Annotated in this window: 21 protein-coding genes; 13 read left to right on the forward strand and 8 right to left on the reverse strand. The window is 69.1% G+C overall.

What is annotated here, in order from left to right; translation table 11 throughout:
- Window positions 1-2: 2 nt before the first annotated feature.
- Genes BMW26_RS14835 through BMW26_RS14845 form a run of 3 tightly spaced genes read right to left on the reverse strand, consistent with a single transcriptional unit; the run spans window position 3 to window position 3,369 of the window.
- The gene (locus tag BMW26_RS14835) at window positions 3-1,328 is read right to left on the reverse strand and encodes an MFS transporter (RefSeq protein WP_072591895.1); all 1,326 of its coding nucleotides are present in this window, start codon (window positions 1,326-1,328) and stop codon (window positions 3-5) included.
- A complete protein-coding gene (locus BMW26_RS14840; protein ID WP_072591896.1) occupies window positions 1,325-2,233 on the reverse strand; it encodes a polysaccharide deacetylase family protein in 909 nt (302 codons plus the stop codon). The genes BMW26_RS14835 and BMW26_RS14840 overlap by 4 nt, the downstream gene beginning before the upstream one ends.
- A complete protein-coding gene (locus BMW26_RS14845) occupies window positions 2,230-3,369 on the reverse strand; it encodes an ROK family transcriptional regulator (protein ID WP_072591897.1) in 1,140 nt (379 codons plus the stop codon). Before BMW26_RS14845 ends, BMW26_RS14840 begins: the two co-directional genes overlap by 4 nt.
- Before the next feature lie 157 nt (window positions 3,370-3,526).
- On the opposite strand from BMW26_RS14845, the gene BMW26_RS14850 reads away from it, so the two are divergent.
- Window positions 3,527-3,814, forward strand: a complete 288-nt coding sequence (locus BMW26_RS14850) for a hypothetical protein (protein WP_053097764.1) — start codon at window positions 3,527-3,529, stop codon at window positions 3,812-3,814.
- A gap of 14 nt (window positions 3,815-3,828) precedes the next feature.
- Here the strand turns inward: BMW26_RS14850 and BMW26_RS14855 are convergent, their stop codons facing one another.
- On the reverse strand, window positions 3,829-5,262 hold the full coding sequence (locus BMW26_RS14855) for a gamma-aminobutyraldehyde dehydrogenase (protein WP_072592370.1): 1,434 nt from the start codon (window positions 5,260-5,262) through the stop codon (window positions 3,829-3,831).
- 100 nt (window positions 5,263-5,362) lie between these two features.
- On the opposite strand from BMW26_RS14855, the gene BMW26_RS14860 reads away from it, so the two are divergent.
- Genes BMW26_RS14860 through BMW26_RS14870 form a run of 3 tightly spaced genes read left to right on the forward strand, consistent with a single transcriptional unit; the run spans window position 5,363 to window position 7,624 of the window.
- On the forward strand, window positions 5,363-5,830 hold the full coding sequence (locus BMW26_RS14860) for an Lrp/AsnC family transcriptional regulator (protein WP_053097765.1): 468 nt from the start codon (window positions 5,363-5,365) through the stop codon (window positions 5,828-5,830).
- A 28-nt stretch (window positions 5,831-5,858) separates the two neighbouring features.
- Entirely contained in the window at window positions 5,859-7,265 is a 1,407-nt protein-coding gene (locus BMW26_RS14865) for an NAD(P)/FAD-dependent oxidoreductase (RefSeq protein ID WP_072591898.1), read from the forward strand.
- Window positions 7,262-7,624, forward strand: coding sequence for a cupin domain-containing protein (locus tag BMW26_RS14870; protein WP_072591899.1), 363 nt, complete (start codon window positions 7,262-7,264; stop codon window positions 7,622-7,624). Before BMW26_RS14865 ends, BMW26_RS14870 begins: the two co-directional genes overlap by 4 nt.
- 30 nt (window positions 7,625-7,654) lie before the next feature.
- Here BMW26_RS14870 and BMW26_RS14875 read toward each other — a convergent pair whose 3' ends face one another.
- The 3 genes from BMW26_RS14875 to BMW26_RS14885 all read right to left on the reverse strand — a co-directional run bounded on the left by BMW26_RS14875 (window position 7,655) and on the right by BMW26_RS14885 (window position 10,182).
- Window positions 7,655-8,434: a CPBP family intramembrane glutamic endopeptidase gene (locus BMW26_RS14875; protein ID WP_232224479.1), complete on the reverse strand. Its 780-nt coding sequence runs from the start codon at window positions 8,432-8,434 to the stop codon at window positions 7,655-7,657.
- A gap of 110 nt (window positions 8,435-8,544) precedes the next feature.
- Entirely contained in the window at window positions 8,545-9,210 is a 666-nt protein-coding gene (locus tag BMW26_RS14880) for a hypothetical protein (RefSeq protein WP_157557449.1), read from the reverse strand.
- Window positions 9,211-9,324: 114 nt separating this feature from the next.
- Window positions 9,325-10,182 carry an alpha/beta hydrolase gene (locus BMW26_RS14885; protein ID WP_072592372.1) on the reverse strand — a complete coding sequence of 286 codons (858 nt, stop codon included), beginning with the start codon at window positions 10,180-10,182 and terminating at the stop codon, window positions 9,325-9,327.
- A gap of 35 nt (window positions 10,183-10,217) precedes the next feature.
- Here BMW26_RS14885 and BMW26_RS14890 point away from each other — a divergent pair, with 35 nt between their 5' ends.
- Window positions 10,218-10,766 (forward strand): AAA family ATPase, encoded by a 549-nt coding sequence (locus tag BMW26_RS14890; protein WP_072591901.1) that lies wholly within the window; start codon window positions 10,218-10,220, stop codon window positions 10,764-10,766.
- Between the two features lie 27 nt (window positions 10,767-10,793).
- Here the strand turns inward: BMW26_RS14890 and BMW26_RS14895 are convergent, their stop codons facing one another.
- Complete coding sequence (locus BMW26_RS14895) at window positions 10,794-11,363, reverse strand: TetR/AcrR family transcriptional regulator (RefSeq protein ID WP_072591902.1); 570 nt, start codon at window positions 11,361-11,363, stop codon at window positions 10,794-10,796.
- A 147-nt stretch (window positions 11,364-11,510) separates the two neighbouring features.
- Here BMW26_RS14895 and BMW26_RS14900 point away from each other — a divergent pair, with 147 nt between their 5' ends.
- The 8 genes from BMW26_RS14900 to BMW26_RS14935 all read left to right on the forward strand — a co-directional run bounded on the left by BMW26_RS14900 (window position 11,511) and on the right by BMW26_RS14935 (window position 21,037).
- Window positions 11,511-13,169, forward strand: coding sequence for a CocE/NonD family hydrolase (locus BMW26_RS14900; protein WP_072591903.1), 1,659 nt, complete (start codon window positions 11,511-11,513; stop codon window positions 13,167-13,169).
- Complete coding sequence (locus tag BMW26_RS14905; RefSeq protein ID WP_042541469.1) at window positions 13,166-13,600, forward strand: DUF3237 domain-containing protein; 435 nt, start codon at window positions 13,166-13,168, stop codon at window positions 13,598-13,600. The genes BMW26_RS14900 and BMW26_RS14905 overlap by 4 nt, the downstream gene beginning before the upstream one ends.
- A gap of 110 nt (window positions 13,601-13,710) precedes the next feature.
- Window positions 13,711-15,360: an ABC transporter substrate-binding protein gene (locus BMW26_RS14910; RefSeq protein ID WP_072591904.1), complete on the forward strand. Its 1,650-nt coding sequence runs from the start codon at window positions 13,711-13,713 to the stop codon at window positions 15,358-15,360.
- A 30-nt stretch (window positions 15,361-15,390) separates the two neighbouring features.
- Window positions 15,391-16,338: an ABC transporter permease gene (locus BMW26_RS14915; protein WP_056279229.1), complete on the forward strand. Its 948-nt coding sequence runs from the start codon at window positions 15,391-15,393 to the stop codon at window positions 16,336-16,338.
- Window positions 16,335-17,198, forward strand: a complete 864-nt coding sequence (locus BMW26_RS14920; RefSeq protein WP_072591905.1) for an ABC transporter permease — start codon at window positions 16,335-16,337, stop codon at window positions 17,196-17,198. The genes BMW26_RS14915 and BMW26_RS14920 overlap by 4 nt, the downstream gene beginning before the upstream one ends.
- On the forward strand, window positions 17,195-18,892 hold the full coding sequence (gene nikE / locus BMW26_RS14925; protein WP_072591906.1) for a nickel ABC transporter ATP-binding protein NikE: 1,698 nt from the start codon (window positions 17,195-17,197) through the stop codon (window positions 18,890-18,892). Before BMW26_RS14920 ends, nikE begins: the two co-directional genes overlap by 4 nt.
- Window positions 18,889-19,356 (forward strand): DUF3237 domain-containing protein, encoded by a 468-nt coding sequence (locus tag BMW26_RS14930; RefSeq protein ID WP_072591907.1) that lies wholly within the window; start codon window positions 18,889-18,891, stop codon window positions 19,354-19,356. The genes nikE and BMW26_RS14930 overlap by 4 nt, the downstream gene beginning before the upstream one ends.
- Window positions 19,357-19,360: 4 nt before the next feature.
- A complete protein-coding gene (locus BMW26_RS14935) occupies window positions 19,361-21,037 on the forward strand; it encodes an amidohydrolase (RefSeq protein ID WP_232224480.1) in 1,677 nt (558 codons plus the stop codon).
- The last annotated feature ends 3 nt before the right edge of the window (window positions 21,038-21,040 follow it).

Below are 21,040 nucleotides of genomic sequence, written 5' to 3' on the forward strand. Positions count from 1 at the left end.
GGTCAGAGATCGCGCGTGCGGATCGGGTAGAGCCAGAAGCACAGCCACGCGAGGGCGGCGAAGACGAGCGGGACCACCGCGACCATGACGCGGATCCCGCCGTCGACGGCCTCCGGCTGCGCATCTCCGAGCGAGGCGTCGAAGCCGGATGCCGTGAGCACCACCGCCGCCACGACGGCCTGCAGCACGACCGAGCCGCGCACGACGAAGCCGTTCACCCCGAAGTACGCGCCCTCGCGTCGATGACCGGTGCGCGTGGCGTCCTCGTCGATGATCTGGGCGAGCACGACCTCGAGCAGCTGCAGCAGACCGCCGACGCCGACGCCCACCGCGACGCCGATGAGCGCCGCGGCGAGCACGGTCGACGGCAGCAGGTAGCCGAGCACGGAGATCCCGAACACGGCGACGCTCCACAGCAGCGCGGCGCGGGGTGAGGTGCGGCGCACGATCGCGCTCCACAGCACGATCGACGGGATGGCTGTGACGAAGATCGCCCCCAGCAGCAGGCTCGCCTCTCCCTCGGCGGCGCCCAGCGAGTAGCGCACGTAGAACGGCAGCGCCGCGAGGATGACGGCGATCGAGGTCTGGATGAACAGCGAGCCGAGCACGTAGGGCACGAACGCCCGGTTCGCGAACGTGTACTTCAGCTGGTCGCCCCAGCGCATCGCCTCGGATGCGGCCTCGGGCACTCGACGCTCGATCATGCCGCCGAAGAACGACCAGACGAGCAGCACGAGGCAGACCGCCGAGAGCACGAGGGCCATTCCCGGCCAGCCGATCGAGTCGTACAGCGCAGGGGCACCCGCGGTGCCGAGCACCATGCCGAGGATCGCGAAGATCTGCCGGGGCACGTTGCCACGCGCCCGCTCATCGGTGGTGCGGAAGATCTCGGGGAACAGCGCCGAGATGTTCAGCACGACCACGACGAAGGCGATGTCGTACACCGCCACCACGATCAGGAACCAGACGATCAGCCCGGCGGTCGGCAGCTCAGGCGGCATCCACACCAGCGCGAAGGCGACCACGAGCGGCACGATGCCGAGACCGATCCACGGGATGCGGCGGCCCCACGGCGTGCGGATGCGATCGGACAGCGCCCCGACGACCGGGTTGAGCACCGCGTTCAGCACGCCGTGCGCGATCATCGCCGCGGCCACCCACGCTGGCGCGACACCGAGGTGGGTGACGTAGAAGTAGACGACGAACGCCGAGAACGTCTGCGCCATGAGCTGGGTCGGGAACCCCGATGCTCCGAACGCGATGGCCTGAGCCCTCGTGGGGGCGGCGTCGAGTCGTCGGTCGCGCAGCCGCGTCGTCAACGAGGTCATGCGCGTCGGCTCCGCTGCAGATCGCGCAGATCGCGCCATCCGAGCCGCACCAGTCCCTCGTCGTCGAACACCTGCAGCACCTCGGGGTCGGAGAGCAGGCGAAGCTCGTGCCCGCGTTTGGCCGCACCGAAGTCGACGGCCGCGCGCAGCTCGTCGTCGTCGACCATCGGATGCAGGTAGATCTCGGTCACTCCGGCCGGAACCGCGCGCAGCAGCGCGATGAACCCGTCGCGCACCTGTTCGTACGACTCGTCCGGCGCCTCTTCGAACGGGTGGCTCCACAGCCGATCGATGATCTCGACGCCGAGCGCGTCGGCGGCGGCCGAGGCCTCGGCGAGCTTCGCCTGCAGGGCGGCGTCGTCGCCGGTCCCGTCCATGCTGCGCGGCAGCCGGAACGGCAGGCCGTTGCGGGCGGCGAGCTCGAACACCGGGCCGAGGAAGTCCCGCCCGGTCAGCAGACCGTAGACAGACCCCATGTGGTTGTCGAGATGCGTCACGTCGACCCCGGCATCCAGCGCCGTCTGCAGCTGTGCGGCGATCTCGGCGGTGACGTCGTCGACCGACGCGAGCTCTTCGATCGCGAGAACGCCGGCGGGAAAGTACCCCGCGTCGTCGACGAGGGTGGTGTCGGTGCCGGTCAGGGGCCGCCAGCGGTAGTCGGTCCACTCGCTCGTGAGCACGAGGTGCACGCCGACGTCGAGGTCGGCGCGCGAGGCCGCGAAAGCGAGCGCCTCGGGTGCCCACGCGCACGGCACCATGAGCGTCGTCGAGTCGATGTGCCCCGCATCGAGCAGCTGCATGATCGCCGTGTTGGCCGCGTGGCACATGCCGAAGTCGTCGGCGTTGATGATCACGCCCCTGGCTCCGGGCGCAAGGCCGAGGCGATCCGCGAGGTCCGAGGTCATCGCCGACTCCTGTCCGATGCGGGAAGCAACCGCGAGAAGACGGTCGCGCGAAGAGCGGATGCCGCCTCACCGACCGCCCCGACCAGCGGCGCCTCTGGGCCGAACGACGAGACGAGGAGGGTGAGCGGGAGCTGCGGGGCGAGCTCTTCGGCGAAGGCGACCGCCGCTCGGGCCAGCGCCGGGTGGGCGGCCGTGCCGCTGAGGAGGAACGCCTCGGGGTCGAGCACGAGCGCGATGCTGCCAGCGATCAGGGTGAGTCTGCGTCCCATCTCGGCGGCCATGGCGAGTGCGGCCGGATCGCCGGCGGAGGCGGCGTCGAGATGCTGGTCGATCGTCTCGTCCGGGTCACGCCCGTTCGCCAGGGCGAGGTCGCGCACGACGGCGTCACCGAGCACGGGAGCGCCGATCGGCAGCGGACTCTGCGGCAGATACATGACCTCGCCGGCCACGCCCGAGAAGCCCCGGTGCAGGGAGCCGTCGATCACGATGCCGGCGCCGAGTCCGTCGTCGAGGAGCAGCAGCGCGAAGCTGCTGAGCGCCGCGCCGGCGCCCTCGGAGAGCTCGGCGAGCGCCGCGAGGTTGACGTCGTTCTCCACCCGCACCGGGCAGCCGAGGCGCGTCGACAGGGCGTTCTTGAACGCGCCGCCGTCGGGACCCTGATCATCGCGGATGCCCCCGTCGGCGGTGACGATGCCCGGGATGCCGACGACCGCCAGCAGCAGCGGACCGGCCACCGCCCTCTGACAGGCATCGATGAGGCCGGCGATGTGCTGCACGCGGTCCCCGCGCACGGGGAAGGCGGCGTGGCTCTCGGCCCGCACGGCTCCGGTGGGGTCGACCAGCGCGACGTGGGCGGCGTGGGCGTCGACGTGCACTGCCGCGGCGAGTCCGAGATGAGGATGCAGCGAGACGCGCCCTGCTGCCGGTCCCCGCGTGTCACGGTCGACGCCCGCAGCGGCGACCGCCGACGATGATTCGAGCATCCGCAGCACCTGCGTCACCGCAGTGCGCGAGAGACCGGTCTCGGCGACCAGTTCGGCGCGGGTGAGCGGGCCTCGGCGCGCGAGCGTCTCGAGGATCGCGCGGCCGTTGAGTGTTCGGAGCAGGGTCTGGGGCCCCGCAAGTGGTCGTGCCAAGTTGATCCCCCCGGATTCGACGTCCGCCCCAGCTTGACACATCGCGTCATACGTGTCGAGAGATCCGGACCCTGATCCGCGTCATGATCCACGGCCGTGCGCGTCTTGCTTCAGGGAGCCACCGCGGCCCCGTACGACCACAGGGAGGAGGCATCCGATGCGACCGACCATCCCGCACCGACTCGACCGACGTCCGTCGTCGCGCATCGACACTCCGACCCCGGCCGTGTACCCCTATGAGGTGACGGCCCTGCTCGAGCGCGGATGGTGGGTGCTGCACGTCGCCGACCTCGACGTGCGCGGCGTCGCCGCGACGCTCGCCGAGGTCAGATCGGCCGCCGAGCTGCTGCTCGCGCGAGCGCTCGATGCCCCCGTCGGCAGTGTGCCGATGACGATCTCGGTGGTGCGGTTCACGCGAGGGTCGCTCATCCGCTCGCGCTGGTAGCCCGAGACCCTGTCTCAGTCCAGCGCGGACATCACGTGCTTGATGCGCGTGTAGTCGTCGAAGCCGTACTGCGAGAGGTCTTTGCCGTAGCCCGAGTGCTTGAAACCGCCGTGAGGCATGTCGGAGACGAACGGGATGTGGGTGTTGATCCACACGCAGCCGAAGTCGAGGTCGCGCGAGAAGCGCATCGCGCGGGCATGATCGGTGGTCCACACCGAGGATGCGAGGGCGTAGGGCACGTCGTTCGCCATCTCGAGCGCCTGCTCCTCGGTCTCGAACGACTGCACGGTCAGCACCGGGCCGAAGATCTCGCCCTGCACGGCCTCGTCGTCCTGATGCAGACCCGACACGATGGTCGCCTCGAAGAAGTAGCCCTTCTCACCCTGACGCGCACCGCCGGTCTCGATCGAGGCGTGTGCAGGCAGGCGGTCGACGAAGCCCTGCACCTGAGCGAGCTGGGCAGCGCTGCTGAGAGGACCGTAGAGCACGCCCTCCTCGTGCGGGGCGCCCGTGCGGGCATCCGTCTTCGCCTTCGCGACCAGCGCGGCGACGAACTCGTCGTGCACAGACGAGTGCACGAGCACGCGGGTGGCCGCGGTGCAGTCCTGTCCGGCGTTGAAGAACGCGCCGGTGACGATGCCGGATGCCGCCTTGTCGAGGTTCGCATCGGGGAAGACGATCGCGGGCGCCTTGCCGCCGAGCTCGAGGTGCACCCGTTTGACGTCGTTCGCCGCGGATCGCGCGACGGCCATCCCGGCGCGCACGGATCCGGTGATGGCGACCATCTGCGGCGTCGGATGCTCGACCAGCGCCACGCCGGTGTCGCGGTCGCCGAGCACGACGTTGAGCGTGCCGGCGGGCGTGTGCAGCGCGACGATCTCGGCGAGCAGCAGGGTGGTCAGGGGCGTCGACTCGGCGGGCTTCAGCACCACCGTGTTGCCTGCGGCGAGCGCCGGGGCGATCTTCCACACGGCCATGTTCAGCGGATAGTTCCAGGGGGTGACCTGTCCGATCACGCCGATCGGCTCGCGTCGCACGAACGAGGTGTGGCCGGCGAGGTACTCCCCCGCCGCGCGTCCTTCGAGACTGCGGGCGGCTCCGGCGAAGAAGCGCAGCTGGTCGATCGACTGCAGGATCTCGTCGGCCACGAGGCTGGCACGCGGCTTGCCGGTGTCCTTCGACTCGAGGTCGGCGAACTCCTCGGCGCGGGTCTGCATCTCATCGGCGATGCGGAACAGCGCGAGCTGGCGATCGGCGGGAGTGGTGTCGCGCCAGATCGGGAACGCGGCGGATGCGGCGGCATAGGCGGCGTCCACGTCGGAGGCGTCCGAGACCGGCAGCTCGCCGTAGGCCTCCTCGGTCACCGGGTCGATCAGCGGCATCCGCTTCTGTCCGCTCAGGGGAACGTACTGCCCGCCGATGAAGTTCTGAAGGAGTTCTGTGGCCATGCTCGCCATGCTAGCGACCGGATCACGAATACAGAAGAGTGAAGTGACCTTAACGATGGAATCAGTTGCCAGGGAGCGCCGATCCTGTCAATATCGACACATGAGCACCACGCCGAAGCAGCCCGTGTTGGACGACATCTCGAAGCGGATCGTCGAGCTGCTGCAGGAGGACGGTCGACGGCCCTATGCCGAGATCGGCCGAGAGGTGGGGCTCAGCGAGGCGGCGGCGCGTCAGCGCGTGCAGCGGATGACCGAGGCGGGCATCATCCAGATCGTCGCGGTGACCGACCCGATGCAGCTCGGCTTCAACCGCATGTCCATGATCGGCATCCGCGTCACGGGCGACCCGCGGCTGATCGCGGAGGAGCTGACGAAGATCACCGAGCTCGCGTACGTCGTCGTCACGCTCGGCACGTTCGACATCCTCGTCGAGGCGGTGTGCGAGAGCGACAGCCACCTGCTCGATCTGATCGCGACCCGCATCCGTACGATCCCCGGCATCACGCACACCGAGAGCCTGCTCTACGCAGGGCTCTACAAAGACCTCTACAACTGGGGCACGCGCTAAGGCGCGGGTCCGGAACCAGGAGAACACCATGGGAACCACGGTCTTCGAACGTCGCCGCCCCGCGGATGCCGTGATCGATGCCTCGCTGCGCAACACTGCGTTCAGCGTGTTCTGGCTCGATGATGTCGAGCGCGTCTCGCACCCCGCGCTCACCGACCGCATCACCGCCGACCTCGCCATCGTCGGCGGGGGCTATGCCGGCCTGTGGACCGCCGTGCGCGCGAAGGAGCGCGATCCTCAGCGCAAGGTCGTGCTGCTCGAGGCGTCGCGCATCGCGTGGGCGGCGTCGGGCCGCAACGGAGGGTTCTGCGAGGCGAGCATCACGCACGGACACGAGAACGGCCTCACGCGCTGGCCCGACGAGATCGACCGCCTGGAAGAGCTGGGGATCGAGAACCTCGACGGCATCGAAGAGACCGTGAAGCGGTACGGCATGGATGCCGACTTCGAGCGCACCGGTCAACTCGCCGTGGCCGTCGAGCCGCACCAGGTGGAGTGGCTGCGCGAGGAGGAGGGATTCCTCGACCGCGAGGCCGTGCAGGCCGAGGTGCATTCCGACACGTTCCTCGCCGGCGCCTGGGAGCGCGATGCCTGTGCGCTCGTGCACCCCGCCAAGCTCGGTCTCGAGCTGGCGCGCGTCGCGGTCGAACTCGGGGTCGAGATCTACGAGCAGTCGCTCGTGCGCGAGGTCATCGGCGACGGATCGAGCGCGATCACGCTCGTCACACGTGACGGCGGGCAGGTGCGAGCGGATGCCGTGGCTCTCGCCACGAACGTCTTCCCCTCGCTGCTCAAGCGCAACCGCCTGATGACCGTTCCCGTCTACGACTACGTGCTCATGACCGAGCCGCTGACCGACGAGCAACTGGCGTCGATCGGGTGGTCGAACCGCCAGGGCCTGGCCGACAGCGCCAACCAGTTCCACTACTACCGCCTCACCGCCGACAATCGCATCCTGTTCGGCGGATACGACGCGGTCTACCATTTCGGCGGCAAGGTGCGACCCGAGTACGAGGATCGCGCCGAGAGCCACCGCAAGCTCGCCTCGCACTTCTTCACGACGTTCCCCCAGCTCGAGGGGCTGCGCTTCACGCATCGGTGGGCGGGGGCGATCGACTCGTCGAGTCGCTTCTGCGCGTTCTTCGGCACCGCCCGCAAGGGACGCGTGACCTACGCGACCGGGTTCACCGGGCTCGGCGTCGGCGCCGCGCGCTTCGCCGCCGACGTCATGCTCGACAAGCTGTCGGGCGAGCCGACCGAGCGCACCGAGCTCGCGATGGTGCGCGAGAAGCCGATCCCGTTCCCGCCCGAGCCCGTCGCCTCGATCGGCGTCAACCTCGTGCGAGCCGCGATGAACCGGGCCGATCACAACGAGGGCAAGCGCAACCTGTTCCTCAAGACGCTGGATGCCGTCGGCATGGGCTTCGACTCGTGAGCGAGCTCGCGCCGGGCGAGCTCGCGCCGGGAACCGGAGTGGATGCCGCGGCGCTGCCGCTGATGCACGAACCGCTGCCCGTGGAGGACGTGCTCATCGGTCGCCCGACGACGGCGGCGCAGGCGTTGGGGACTCTGGGTGAGGTCGAGATCGGCATCTGGGAGATGACGCCCGGCACGGCATCGGACACCGAGGTCGACGAGGTGTTCGTCGTGCTGACCGGTCAGGCGCGGATCGAGTTCGTCGACCCCCCGCTGCCCGCCGTCGAGGTCGGCCCCGGGTCGGTCGTGCGCCTCGCCGCGGGGCAGCGCACCGCGTGGACGGTCACCGAGACGCTGCGGAAGATCTATATCGCCTGAGGAGTGACGGGGTCGCGCGAGCGCTTCCCCTCAGGCGCTCGCTGGCGCTGTCGACCTCGCTGCGGCGACCGGCTTCTCATCCGTGCCTTTGATCACCCAGTAGACGACGGCGACAGCGAGGATGCCGATCACCGGGCTCAGGAACGCGGCCCACGCCGTGCCGAGCGGGGCGAACCCGACCGCGAACACCGAGACATCCCAGAGGCCGTGCAACGCCATCGCCCAGATGAGCGACCCGGTCACTCGACGCACGATGTAGAAGCAGGTGCCCGACATCGCGGCGAGCACCACCTGTCCGAGCGTGGGCCCGACGGGGGCGCCCAGCGCGGCATTGATGATGTGCATCCCGCCGAAGAGCAGGGAGGTGAGCAGCCACACCCATACCTCAGAGAGGCGCGAGCGGAGGGCAGTCAGCAGGAGTCCTCGCGACATCAGCTCTTCGCAGAATCCGACGGCGAGCCCGAGGGCGAGCAGCGACAGCAGGAACGATGCGTCGAACTTCGACCAGTCGGTGTTGAGCAGGTTCACGACAGCGACGACGAGCATGATCGCGGGCACGAAGATCGGCCACTTGTGGTGCGAGCGCGTGCGCTCGAACAGCGCGGGCCTCCACCACCCCAGAAGCCAAGTGGTGATGGCGAGCAGCACGGCGCCGACTGCGAGGTCGAGTACCGCTCCTCGCCAGGTGAACTCGGCCGAGGTCCCGATCTCGGTGTAAGCCACCCCGCTCAGTTTCGATACGACGAAGATGACTGCGACATAGCCGACGTAGATCGCGAGGCCGATCCAGACCCGAGGGGTGACGCGCATGAGGTTGTGCCTTCCGTCGGCGAGGGGGTTCCGATCACCCAACATATCGGTGGACAGGGTGGAGATGGTGACGCCGGAGCGGCCACCATTCTCGCGCTCGTCACGATCAGCTACGTGGGGTCCGCATCGAGGACTATCCCGAGTCTGCTGGCGACATCACGCGACCGCCTCTCAGCGTCGGCTGCTGTGCGTTCGAGGCCGGGCAGGTCCTCCGGGCGGAAGTACCAGGTCGACCGGTCACCAGGGGAGACGTATCGTTCTTCGTCAGTGAGCTGCGCATCGGCGCGGGCCTTCCGGAGGTCGGCCTCGGCACGGTCCCGCTCGTCGAGCACCCGCGACGCGAGCATGATGTCTCCAGCTGGCAGATCTGCCGGGGCCCCGGCCTCCACAAGAGGATGGATCAGCACGGACGGCAGGGGCTTCGGGATGGAGGTGGCCGGTCGCGCACGCGAGGCGATGACCGCGGTCACTACCGCACCCAGGACGAACAGCAACCCGACGGCGATGGCCGCGCCTCGAAACGACAGTCGGAGCGACGCGATCACCACGCCGGCCACGGCCGCGAGCAGGAGACCTCCGGCGATCGGGACGACGCACCCGATCGCATCCCTCTTGCCGCGGGCAGCTCGCACTCGCCGATGGCTCTCGATGATCGCCGACGCGTCGGTCTCGCTGTCCGGCGGCACGAGGTGCAGCTGATCCGGGTGCGTCCGGATCGCCGCGGCATCGACGGCCGGCAGGAGGAAGCAATCCGGGCGGTCGGAGGAGATCGGCACCACCCCATCCTCTCGTGCCGGGGCCCTGTATCGGCCCGTCGCGGAAGCAACGTGACCGACGGCGACCCGAGCTCGCGTCCACCGTTCCCGCCGAAAACGATCGATAGCCGCCGACTATTTCGGCGCAGGCGTGGCATCTCGCCAGATCCATCGGAGCGCGTCCGGCAGCAGGACGCCGCCGTGGTTAGCGCTGTGGCCGCCGTCTCCGAGCACCAATCGGAAGTCGTAACCCGCTTTGGCCAGAGCGGCGGCGACTTCGAGGTTCTCGGCGAGCCAGTTCATCTCGGGCTGGTTCCAGCCGTCGTCACGGTGAGCCGCCTGCATGAAGATCGTCAGTGGCCTGCGGGGTTCAGACATCAGTAGCCGGGGGTACGGGTTTCCGTCGGGCATCTGCGAGAAGCTCGACAGGTACGCGATCACGCGCCTGAAGGCGTCTGGCCGTTCCCAGGCCGCGGTGAAGGCCGCGTTTCCTCCTGAGCTTCCTCCGCAGATTCCTCGCATGTCGGGGTCCGACGAGACGCGGAACCGGGCGGTGACGACCGGTAGGACTTCGGTGAGCAGGAACGACGCATAGCGGTCGTCGAATGCGTCGTACTCCGCGTTCCGATTCTTCGGGTTGTCAGCGCCTGGGAAGACACCCGGATCGACGAACACACTGACAGTGACCGGCATCTCACCGCGGTGAATGAGGTTGTCGAGAACGATGCCACCGCGAACGTCACCGTCAGGATCCAAGTACCACCAGCCGTCGTTGAAGACCATCAACGCCGCCTCGCCCTGCGGGTCGTAACCAGCGGGCACATGGATCCAGCACCGTCGGGTGGTGCCGGGATAGACGACGCTGTCATCGATCGTGAATTCCGTGATCTCTCCCGGTGTCACATCGGCTTGACGCTCGGAGTCCGGGCCGAACCGGTACGTCACATCATCGAGCTCGGCGGGCAGCTCGCGGTACGGGATCTCGGTGGCCATCCACGACACCATAGCGACTCAGGCATACTCGGGGAATGCCTGAAGTCCGCGACCCCACAGAGCCGTCCTGCATCATCGTGACCGGCATGCCCGGTGCCGGGAAGTCCACCGTCACCGAACTCATTGCGAAGAGCCTGCCGCGAGCAGCGCGACTCAGCGGCGACGAGGCATCCGGCATGATTCGCTCCGGACGAGTATGGGCTCTCGGCAGCCCCCGTGATGAAGCCGAGCGACAGATCCAGCTGATGCTCCGCAATGTGGCGGCTCTGGCGAACAACATGGCGGCGGCACGTTTCACCGCGGTTGTCGACGTGGTGCTCGAGTCGCCGGCAGAGCTCGCGACTCTGACGGATGCACTCGTGTGCGCCTGGGACCTCGTCGTCCTCGCACCGGGTGCCCAGGTATGTCGAGATCGCAATGCTGCGCGCGACATCGACGACCGATGGGACTTCACCGGCTACGACCGGCTCGACCTGAAGATGCGCGAGAGCTTCAGCGACAACAGCCATTGGATCGACACGTCGAACCACACCGCGGAAGAGTCCGCAGCCGACGTTCTCCGACGGGTCCGCGTCGGGAGCTGAGGGCCGCCGCGCGCACGACGCGGAAGCTCAGAGCGCGGCGAGCAGCGTCTCGACGGCGCGGCGCACCCGGGCAGTGCGGACCTCGTCGGGGTTGAAGTCGCCCATGAAGACGTTGCCGAGCGCGGCCGAGAGCGTGCCGTCGGCGACGAGCTCGCAGGTCGCGGCATCCGCCTTCGGGTACTCAGCGGCGGCGAGCTCGGCCAGGGTCGTGCGAGTGTGGCCGTATGCCTCCGTGAGCACCTCGGCGATCGGCGGGTTGGTGCGCGAGAGCTCGACGAACCCGAGGACGACCGCATTCTCGGTGTCTGATCGGGTGAACTCCTCGCCGAACAGGTAGTCGAGCGCATCGGTGAACGTCACCAGCGTCGACGGCAGGATCGTCAGGGTGCCCGTCTCGTCGGCGAAGACGTGCCGCGCGGTGTCGGCGAGCAGCTGATCGCGGTTGCCGACGAAGTGGCGCACATGTCCGCGCGACATGCCGGCGGCTTCCGCGATGCGATCGAGAGAGGTGCCGGCGATGCCGTGTTCGGCAATCGTCTCGAGCGTCGCTTCGATGATCTGGTCGCGGCGCTCAGCGGCCACGCTCGGACGTGCCATCGTTCCCCCTTCACCCCTGCATCTGCAGGATACATAGATGTTACAAGTTTTTAGTCTAGTCAGACTTGACTATTAACTTCCACGGACTTACGTTGTGATTCATCGAGCCGCGCGGCCTCCCCGGCGCCGAGGTTCAGAAGGAGAGTCATGACCAGCTTCATCCGCATCCCCGCGGCTCCGGAAAGCGATCTGGCACGCCCCGCCCGTGTCCGGATGCGTGACGGAGTGCTGCTCGCAGCCGACATCTATCTCCCCGCTGACGACGGCGATGCGGCCGGCGACACCATCCTCATCCGCCTCCCCTACGACAAGAGCGGCAGCTACACCTACATCCCCCTCATCGCCGAGTACCTGATGGCTCACGGCTACCGCGTGGTCGCTCAGGACGTGCGGGGCAAGTTCCGCTCCGAGGGTGAGGCACTGCTGTTCGTCAACGAGGTGCGCGACGGCGAAGACACCCTCGACTGGATCGTGCAGCAGCCCTGGTCGAACGGCCGGGTGGCGATGTGGGGCGACAGCTACTACGGCTACACGCAGTGGGCTGCGGCCGCGACCGGTCACCCCGCGCTCAAGGCGATCGCCCCCCGCGTCACGGGAACCGGCCTCGGCGAGCCCGTGCACCGCGTACCCGGCGAGCGCACCTCGAACGTCGAGTGGACCATCACCTACCTGTATCCGGTCAGCCACTTCCACGGCAACGACACCTACATGTGGGAGCCCGACTGGACGCGACGCGACTTCGCGGCTCAGGTCGAGGAGTTCCTCGCCGACGCGGGCGAGCGATCGATCTCGTACGACCAGTGGTACCCGCGCCCGGTGCACCTGCCCCGTTTCCCCCACGGCTCGCCCTTCGCCGCCCGCTCGGTTCCGGCGCTGCACACGATCGGCTGGTGGGACAACTGCTCGCCCCTGTCGTGGGCCGACGTCGCGGACATCACGAAGAACCCGGCGTGGGCCGCACATCACCACCTGCGCATCGAGTCGATCGATCACGAGGGCTACGAGCTGCTCAGCGACCCCGCCGAGCGCGTCGCCGAGCGCACCGACGAGCAGATCCGCGCATTGCTCCCCCGGACCCTCGACCCCACGCTCGAGTTCTTCGAGGTGTACGTGCGCGGCAACGGCATCCCCGCCGACATCCCCGCCGTGCGGTGGAACCTCGCGGGCACAGACGAAGAGCGGACTGATGCGGCGTGGCCGCCCGCCGGCATCAGCTCCACCTCTCTGCACGCGACCGCCGACGGAGGACTGACACAGGATGCCGCCGCGCACCCGACCGAGGTGACGTGGACCCACGACCCCGCTGACCTCGTGCCGTCGAGCGCCGAGGATGCCTTCTCTTTCCTGCTCGAGCTCCCCGATGAGGCGCCGATCGGCGATCGCGACGACGTGCTCGTATTCACGTCCGCAGCGGTCACCGCCGACGTCGACCTCGCAGGCCCCGTGACCGCCACCGCGACCGTTCGCTCGGACGGCCCCGTGATGGATCTCTTCGTCCGACTGCTCGACGTCGCACCCGACGGCACAGCGCTGCGCATCTCCCGCGGGCAGCGTCAGATCGCCGATGCCACAGAACCCGCGACCCTCGACCTCGATCTCGGTCAGGTCGGGTACCGCCTGCGCGCCGGACACCGCCTTCGGGTGCACGTATCGAGCAGCGACTACCCCGAGTTCGTGCCGCAGACCGGCACGGGCGCCGACCCCTGGGCCTGGGGGCCGACGGCGACCAATCTGCAGCACCTCACGATCGGTGGATCCGACGGCCTCACGATCCACCTTCCCGTCCTGGATGGAGAACTGTCATGACCACGCCCTCCCCTCAGCCCGAGCCGATCCTCGAGTACGCCTTCGAGATCCGCGTCGACGTCGACACCGACATCCACCTCGGCCGCGGCCCGCACGAAGTGCTCGCCTTCACGCCGATCACCGGCGGCACCGTCGACGGCCCGCTGCTGCAGGGCTCGGTCATCGCGGGCGGCGGCGACTGGTCGGTCGAGCGCGACGGCACCTTCCAGCTCGAAGCGCGCTACCTGCTGCGGGCATCAGACGGATCGGCGATCGACATCCTCAACCGGGGCTACTACCGCGAAGAGGCCGACGGCACCTCGTACTTCCGCACGGCTCCCGTGTTCCAGACCGACGCCCCGGCGCACAGCTGGTTGAGCCGGAACCAGTTCATCGGCCTCGCCCGCGACGAGGACGAGCAGATCTGCATCCGCGTCTACGTCGTCAGATGAGCCGCACCACCTGAATCACCCGCACCATCCGCTCCACCAGCACTGCCTGCACCACCCACTTCCGGCGGGGTCGACGACGCCCCCGCTGCACGCACCTGAGAGGACCCGACATGACCCGCACCACCCGACGCCGCCGGCTCACTGTCGCCGCCGCACTCGCGACAGTGACCGTTCTCGCCGCCACCGCCTGCGCCCCGCGCACCGGGACGACCGACTCGTCACCTGAGAAGATCGATGCCGCCACCCTCGTCACCTCGCTGCCCGCGGCCACCACCGCCGTCGACGAGGTCACCTGGGCGGTCGTCGAGGGCGAGCCGCAGACGCTCGACCCCTCGTCATCGGCCAACATCATCATCCCCAACCTCTGCGACAGCTTGCTCACGGTCGAGCCCGACTTCACTCTCGAGTCCGGCATCGCCGAGACGGCCGAGTGGATCGATCCGGTGACCTTCGAGATCACGGTCCGCGACGGCGTCGCCTTCTGGGATGGCACCCCCCTCACCGCTGCGGATGTCGCCTACAGCCTCGAACGCAACCGCACCCCCGCGTCGCAGTGGTACGCGGCGTTCGCTCTGATCTCGAGTATCGAGACCTCCGGAGACGACACCGTGCTCGTGCACTTCACCGCACCCGACACCACGTTCCGCGACGCCCTCGGCGGCGGAGGCGGCGCTGTGATGAGCAAGGCCTTCGGCGACACCGTCGGCCAGGATCTCGGCACCTCCGGCGGCGGCCTGATGTGCGCGGGCCCGTACCGGCTGGACGAGTGGAAGCCCGGCACCGAGATCTCGGTCACCGCCAACCCCGACTACTGGAACGGCGCACCGCTCACCGAGCGCATCCGATTCGTCTTCGTGACCGACGGCGCCACCCTCACCTCCGCGCTGACCGCCGGCGAGATCGACGGCGCCTTCACCGTGCCGCCGGGGTCGCGTCAGAGCTTCGAAGCCGAAGGTGAGGGCCGCCTGATCGCGGGGCCCTCGACCGCCTCGTACAGCTTCGGCCCGGCCTCGGCCGACAGCGCGGCCGCCGACCCGCGCGTGCGCCAGGCACTGAGCCTCGCGATCGATCGCAGCACCTACATCGACACCGTCCTGCAGGGGCTCGGCGAGGTGCAGAAGACGATCGTGCCCCCGTTCGTGTGGAGCGGCATGGAGGCGAAGGACATCTACCAGGATGCCTACGACGCCCTCCCCGCACCCGAGGTCGACCTGGATGCGGCCAAGAAGCTGATCGCCGAGTCCGGCATCGACACCTCGGTGCCCCTTGTGCTCGCGGTGCCTGCCGGCGCGAAGGAGTTCTCGCAGACGGCATCCATCGTGCAGAGCGCGGCCAAGGACATCGGCCTCACCATCTCGATCGACGAACGCCAGCCCGCCGACTTCGGGGCACTGTTCTACACGCCCGAGCTGCGCGAGGGCATCGACTTCGTCGCGACGACCGGATACCTCGAGGTGCCCGGCGTGCTCGGCTACCCGCAGCTGTTCATGCTGCCGGCCGAGATCGGCGGCATCTTCAACTGGTCGGGCTATGCGAACGACGAGGTGACGGCCGACCTCCAGGCGGCGCGCACAGCGACGGATGCCACCACAGCGGCCGACGCGTTCGTGAGCGCACAGGAGATCTTCGCCGCCGACCAGCTGCAGGTCACCCTCGCCGGCGCCTACCAGCTCACCTACCTGTCCGACGACCTCACCGGGATCACCACCTCGGTCGCGATCTACAGCTCCCCCTGGGCGCTGCACCTCGGCGGCGAGTGAGTCGTCCAGGACGACAGAACGGATCCCCTCATGATCAGGATGGTGCTCGGAAAGCTGGGCGGACTCGCGCTCACGCTCTTCCTCGCCAGCGTCATCATCTTCTCGGCGCTGCTGCTGACGCCCGGAGACCCGGTGTCGGCGCTGGCGGGCGGTGCTCGTCCGACCCCGGAGCTCATCGCGGCCATCCGCGCCGAGTACCGACTCGACGACCCGGTCTGGTTGCAGTACCTGCACTGGCTCGGCGGCGTCGTCACCGGCGACTTCGGCCGGTCGTTCGTCTACAAGACCGACGTCTCCGTGCTCGTGGGGGCCCGCTTCGAGGTGACCTTCCAACTGGTGCTGCTCACGACGGCCCTGATCGCGGTGTTCGGCCTCGGCTCCGGCATCCTCGCCGCGGTGAGCGGCCGCCGTACCGACATGATCGTCTCAGTCTCGACATCGCTCGGCATGGCTCTGCCGACGTTCATCGTCGCGATCCTGTTGATCTGGATCTTCGCCACCTCGCTCGGCTGGTTCCCGACCTTCGGGGCGGGTGACGAAGGACTCGATCGGCTCTGGCACCTCGTTCTGCCGGCGGCGTCGCTCGCGCTGATGTTCATCGCGTACATCAGCCGGGTGACGCGCAGCGCTCTCGTGGCGCAGCTGCACTCCGAGCATGTCGAGACGGCCCGGGTCCGCGGCATCCCGTGGCCGCGGGTGTTCCGTCGTCACGTCTTCCATAACGCGGCGCCGCAGATCCTGGCGATCTCGGGCACGACGATCGCCGGGCTCTTCGCGGCCTCGGCAATCGCCGAGCAGGCCTTCGGCCTCGGCGGCATCGGCTCCCTCCTCACCGAGGCTGCGGCCCGCAAAGACCTCCCGGTCGTGCAGGTCGTCTCGCTGCTGCTCGTCACGCTGTTCGTGGTGCTGAACGCGATCGCCGACCTGCTGGCGGCGGCGATCGATCCCGACAGTGCGGGAACCAGGAGGAACGCATGAGCGTCGGTCAGCTCGCCGCGGGGCGCATCCCCGTCGCCGCACGTCGTCTCGCCCGACGGGACCCGCTCGTCGTCGTGGCCGCCGTCGTGCTCGCGGTCATCGCCGTGATCGCCGTCGCCGGCCCCTGGCTCGCCCCCTACGCACCCGACCAGCTGTACGTCGGGCCCACGAACGGCGTGGTCTCCCTCGACCATCCGTTCGGCACCGATGACCTCGGCAGGGACATCCTGTCGCGGGTTCTCGCCGGCGCCTCGGCCAGTGTCGCGGCCCCGGTCATCGTCGTCGTGCTCTCCACCACGCTCGGCATGGCGCTGGCCGTCACCTCCGCCTGGTTCGGCGGATTCGTCCGCGGCACGATCGCGCGCATCATCGACGTGATCTTCGCCATCCCGGGCCTGGTGCTCGCCGTCCTCGCCGTGGCCATGTTCGGCAAGGGACTCGTCGCCCCGGTCGTGGCACTGTCGATCGCGTACATCCCGGTCGTCGCGCGCCTCACCCAGACGGCGGCCTCGCGCGAACTGGGTCGTCCCTACGTCGCAGCGCTGCGGGTGCAGGGGGTGTCGAGCGCGGCGATCTGCTTCCGTCATCTGATCCCCGCACTCATCCCGGTCGTCGCCGCCCAGGCGACGGTCGGCTTCGGCTACGCGATGCTCGACCTCGCCGCGATCTCGTTCCTGGGTCTCGGCCAGCAGCCTCCCGCCGCCGACTGGGGATCCATGATCGCCGGAGGGCAGGCCGCCATACTCGCCGGGGCTCCCGAGCAGTCGCTCTTCCCGGCGGCGCTGATCGTCGTCACCGTGCTCGCGGTCGGCATCATCGGCGCACGCACCACCACCTGGGCAGAGGAGAAGGAACGATGACGGCACCGGTGCTCGAACTGCACGGCCTGGCGATCGGCATGCAGACTCCCGAGGGGCCTCGCATGCTGGTTCACGACTGCACGCTCGACGTCGACCTCGGCGAGTCCGTCGGCCTCGTCGGCGAGTCCGGCTCGGGGAAGACGCTGAGCGTGCGGGCGATCGCCGGCCTCCTGCCCGAGTCCTTCACGACGGCGGGAAGCATCCGCGTCGAAGGCCAGGACCTCGCGTCCCTCGACGACCGCGGGCGGCGCGAGCTGCGGGCGCTGCGCATCGGCATGGCGTTCCAGACGCCCCGCGCGCACCTCAACCCGCTGCGGACGATCGGCGACTTCCTCACCGAGGCGCTGGTCACCGTGGCAGGCTTCACCGTCGACGCCGCCGAGCGTCGTGCGATCGAGCTGCTCGACGAGGTCGGAGTTCCCTCTCCCGCCCGTCGACTGCGCCAGCGACCGGCCGAACTGTCGGGCGGCCTGCTGCAGCGGGTCATGATCGCATCCACTCTGGCGATGGATCCCCGTTTGCTGCTCGCCGACGAGATCACCACCGCCCTCGATGTGACCACACAGGAGGAGGTCATGGCGGTGATCGGCGACCTGCGTCGCCACCGCGACCTGTCGCTGCTGTTCATCACCCACGACCTCGCTCTCGCCGGTGCCGTCTGTGATCGGGTCGTGGTGATGAAAGAGGGGCGCACGATCGAGACGCTGCGGGCGGGGAGCATGAGAGAGGATGCCGCGCAGGACTACACGCGCATCCTCATGTCGGCCTCGCTCGACGCCGTGCCGCTGACCGCGGGGCCGTCGAGTTCCGCCGAGACCGAGCCGCTCCTGCGAGTGGACGGTCTCAGCAAACGATTCCGCGTGCGAGCGGCCCGTGGGCGCGGGCACGAGGTGCTCACCGCCGTCGACGACGTCTCGTTCACCCTCGCTGCCGGAGGATCTCTGGGCATCGTCGGGGAATCCGGGTCGGGTAAATCCACCACGGCCCGCATCATCTGCGGCCTGGAGCGCGCGGATGCCGGCACCGTGCACGTCGGCGGCTCCGATTGGAGCACACCCGCCGCCTCGGGCACCGAGCGCCGCATCCGCGCGAAGACCGCGCAGATGGTCTTCCAGGATCCGTATCAGTCGCTCGACCGACGCCAGACCGTGCGACAGTGCCTCACCGAAGCGATCCGCGTGCACCGCCGCGACGACGACCGCGCCGCGCTCTCCGCGCGAGTGGGCGCACTGATGGACTCCGTGCGCCTCGACCCCGCCCTGCTCGACGCGCGTCCGCGCTCGCTCTCCGGAGGCCAGCGGCAGCGTGTGGCGATCGCGAGGGCACTGGCCGCCGAGCCGCGCATCCTCGTGCTCGACGAGGCCGTGTCGGCGCTCGACGTCACCACCCGAGTCGAGATCCTGACGCTGCTCGAACGCATCCGCCTCGAGACCGGCGTCGCGCTGCTGATGATCACACACGACCTCACCGTCATCCGCCGACTGTGCGACGACGTGGTGGTGATGCGCGAGGGCCGCATCGAGGAGCGCGGCGCTACCGGCACCGTGCTCGACGACCCTCAGGCTGAGTACACCCGCCTGCTTCTCGACTCGATCCCGAGCGAGGGCTGGGCACCGCAGCGGCGCATTCCGGTGCGCACCACTCCGATCCCGACGATCGGACTCGACCGACCGACCACGAGGAGACGGCGATGACCGACACCGAGCTGATGACCCCCGCATTCGAGTTCTGCTTCGAGCTGCAGGTCGATGTGACCCCGCCTCAGCGCATCGGTCGGGGTGAGGGCGGCCAGCTGCACTTCACTCCGATCATCGGCGGCCGCGTCACCGGGCCTCGCGCTGAAGGGCGTGTCGTTCCGGGCGGAGGTGACTGGTGGGTCGACCATGGCGTCACCACCCAGCTCGATGCGCGGTATCTGATCGAGATCGACGGCCATCTCGTCGATGTCATCAACCGCGGCTATTGGCGGGCGAACGAGGCGGCGATCGCGCAGTTCGAGTCGGGCGGACAGCCGTCCGAGCACGATCTCTACTACCGCACGGCGTTCGTGTTCCAGACGGATGCGGAGCCCCTGCGTTGGCTCGCCGAGTCGCAGTTCGTCGGCTACGCGCGACCGGGAGACGACCAGGTCGTCATCCGCGTCTTCCGAGTGGTGTGACGAGATGATCGACGAGCACGACCAGAGCGGCGCAGCCGCCACGACGAGAGGCATGACCATGACCCGCACCCTCACCGCCGATCTGTGCATCGTCGACGGCCACGTGTTCGACGGCCGGGTGGGCACCGCCGACACCGCCGTCGCCATCCGCGGCGAGCGCATCATCGCGATCGGCTCCGACGACGAGATCCGTGCCCTGGCTGGCCCGGACACCCGGGTGATCGAGGCGGCCGGCGGCGGCATCCTTCCGGGTTTCGTCGACGCGCACATCCATGCCGCGTTCGCGGGTGTCGAGCGGCTCAGCTGCGATCTCACCGGCGCGAGCACGGTCGACGAGACGCTGTCGCTGATCGCGGCAGCGGCCGAGGCGACGGATGCCGAGTGGATCACCGGCGGCGGTTGGAGCCACGAGCTGTTCCCGCACCCGACCAGGCAGCTGCTCGACGCGATCGTGCCCGACCGCCCTGTGGCGCTCAGCGACGCCGGGCACCACACCCTCTGGGTCAACTCGCGCGCGCTGCAGCTCGCCGGAGTCGACCGCGACACCCCGGCGCCGCCGAACGGTCACATCCACCATGACGACGAGGGCGAACCGACCGGATACCTCAACGAGACGGCGGCCGAGCTCGTCGGTCGAGCGATCCCGGCGTCGACCGATGCCGATATATCGGCTGGTCTGCTCAATGCGCAGGATTTCCTCTGGACGCTCGGCATCACCGGCTGGCATGAGGCCATCCTCGGCGAGTACAACGGCAAGGCCGACTGCACTGCCGCATATCTCGCGACCATCGCAAACGGCACTCTCCGTAGCCGCACGTCCGGCGCGCTCTGGGTTCCCCCCGGCACCACCGCCGCGCAGGTGCCCGAGCTGGTCGAGCGCTTCGTCGCTCTGCGAACAGCGAACGCGGCGGCCGGATTCGACACATCGACCGCCAAGGCGATGGTCGACGGCGTGCCCCACGGCGAGACCGCGGCGCTGCTCGAGCCGTACTGCAGCCACGCCGGCAGCGGAGAACTGCACATCGACGCCGAGGCACTGGAGGCACTCGTCGTCTCGCTCGACGCCGCGGGGTTCGCGATGCACCTGCACATCATGGGCGACCGCGGCGTGCGTGTCGCCCTGGCCGCGGTCGAGGCTGCCCGACGCGCCAACGGCACCGGTCAGCGCCATCACTTCGCGCACCTGTCGATGGTCCACCCCGACGATGCCCGCCGCTTCGGCCCTCTCGGCATCACCGCGAACATCCAGGGCCTCTGGGCATCCGTCGACCCGGCCGTCGTGCCGATGATCGGTGACGCGCGGATGCGCGCGGGCTACCCGTTCCGGGCGATCGCCGACAGCGGTGCCGCGATCGCCATGGGGTCGGACTGGCCCGTATCGCCGGCCGACCCGTGGCTCGCGATCCACGTCGCCGTCAATCGCACTCTCCCCGGCCCCGACGGGCAGCCGCGCGAACCCCTCGACGCCACCCAGCGTCTCACCCTCACCGAGGCGCTCGCCGCGTACACCAGCGGATCCGCCGAGCTCGTGCTGGGCGGAGGGGGGATGCTGCGCATCGGCGGCCGTGCCGACATCGCGGTGTCGACCGTCGATCCGTTCGCCATCCCGGCCGAGGCGCTGATCAGCGTGGGCACCGCCGTCACGATCGTGGGCGGAGCCGTCGTGCACACGCGCGAGTGAACC

The sequence above is a fragment of the Microbacterium sp. 1.5R genome, assembly GCF_001889265.1.
Classification (GTDB): Bacteria; Actinomycetota; Actinomycetes; order Actinomycetales; family Microbacteriaceae; genus Microbacterium.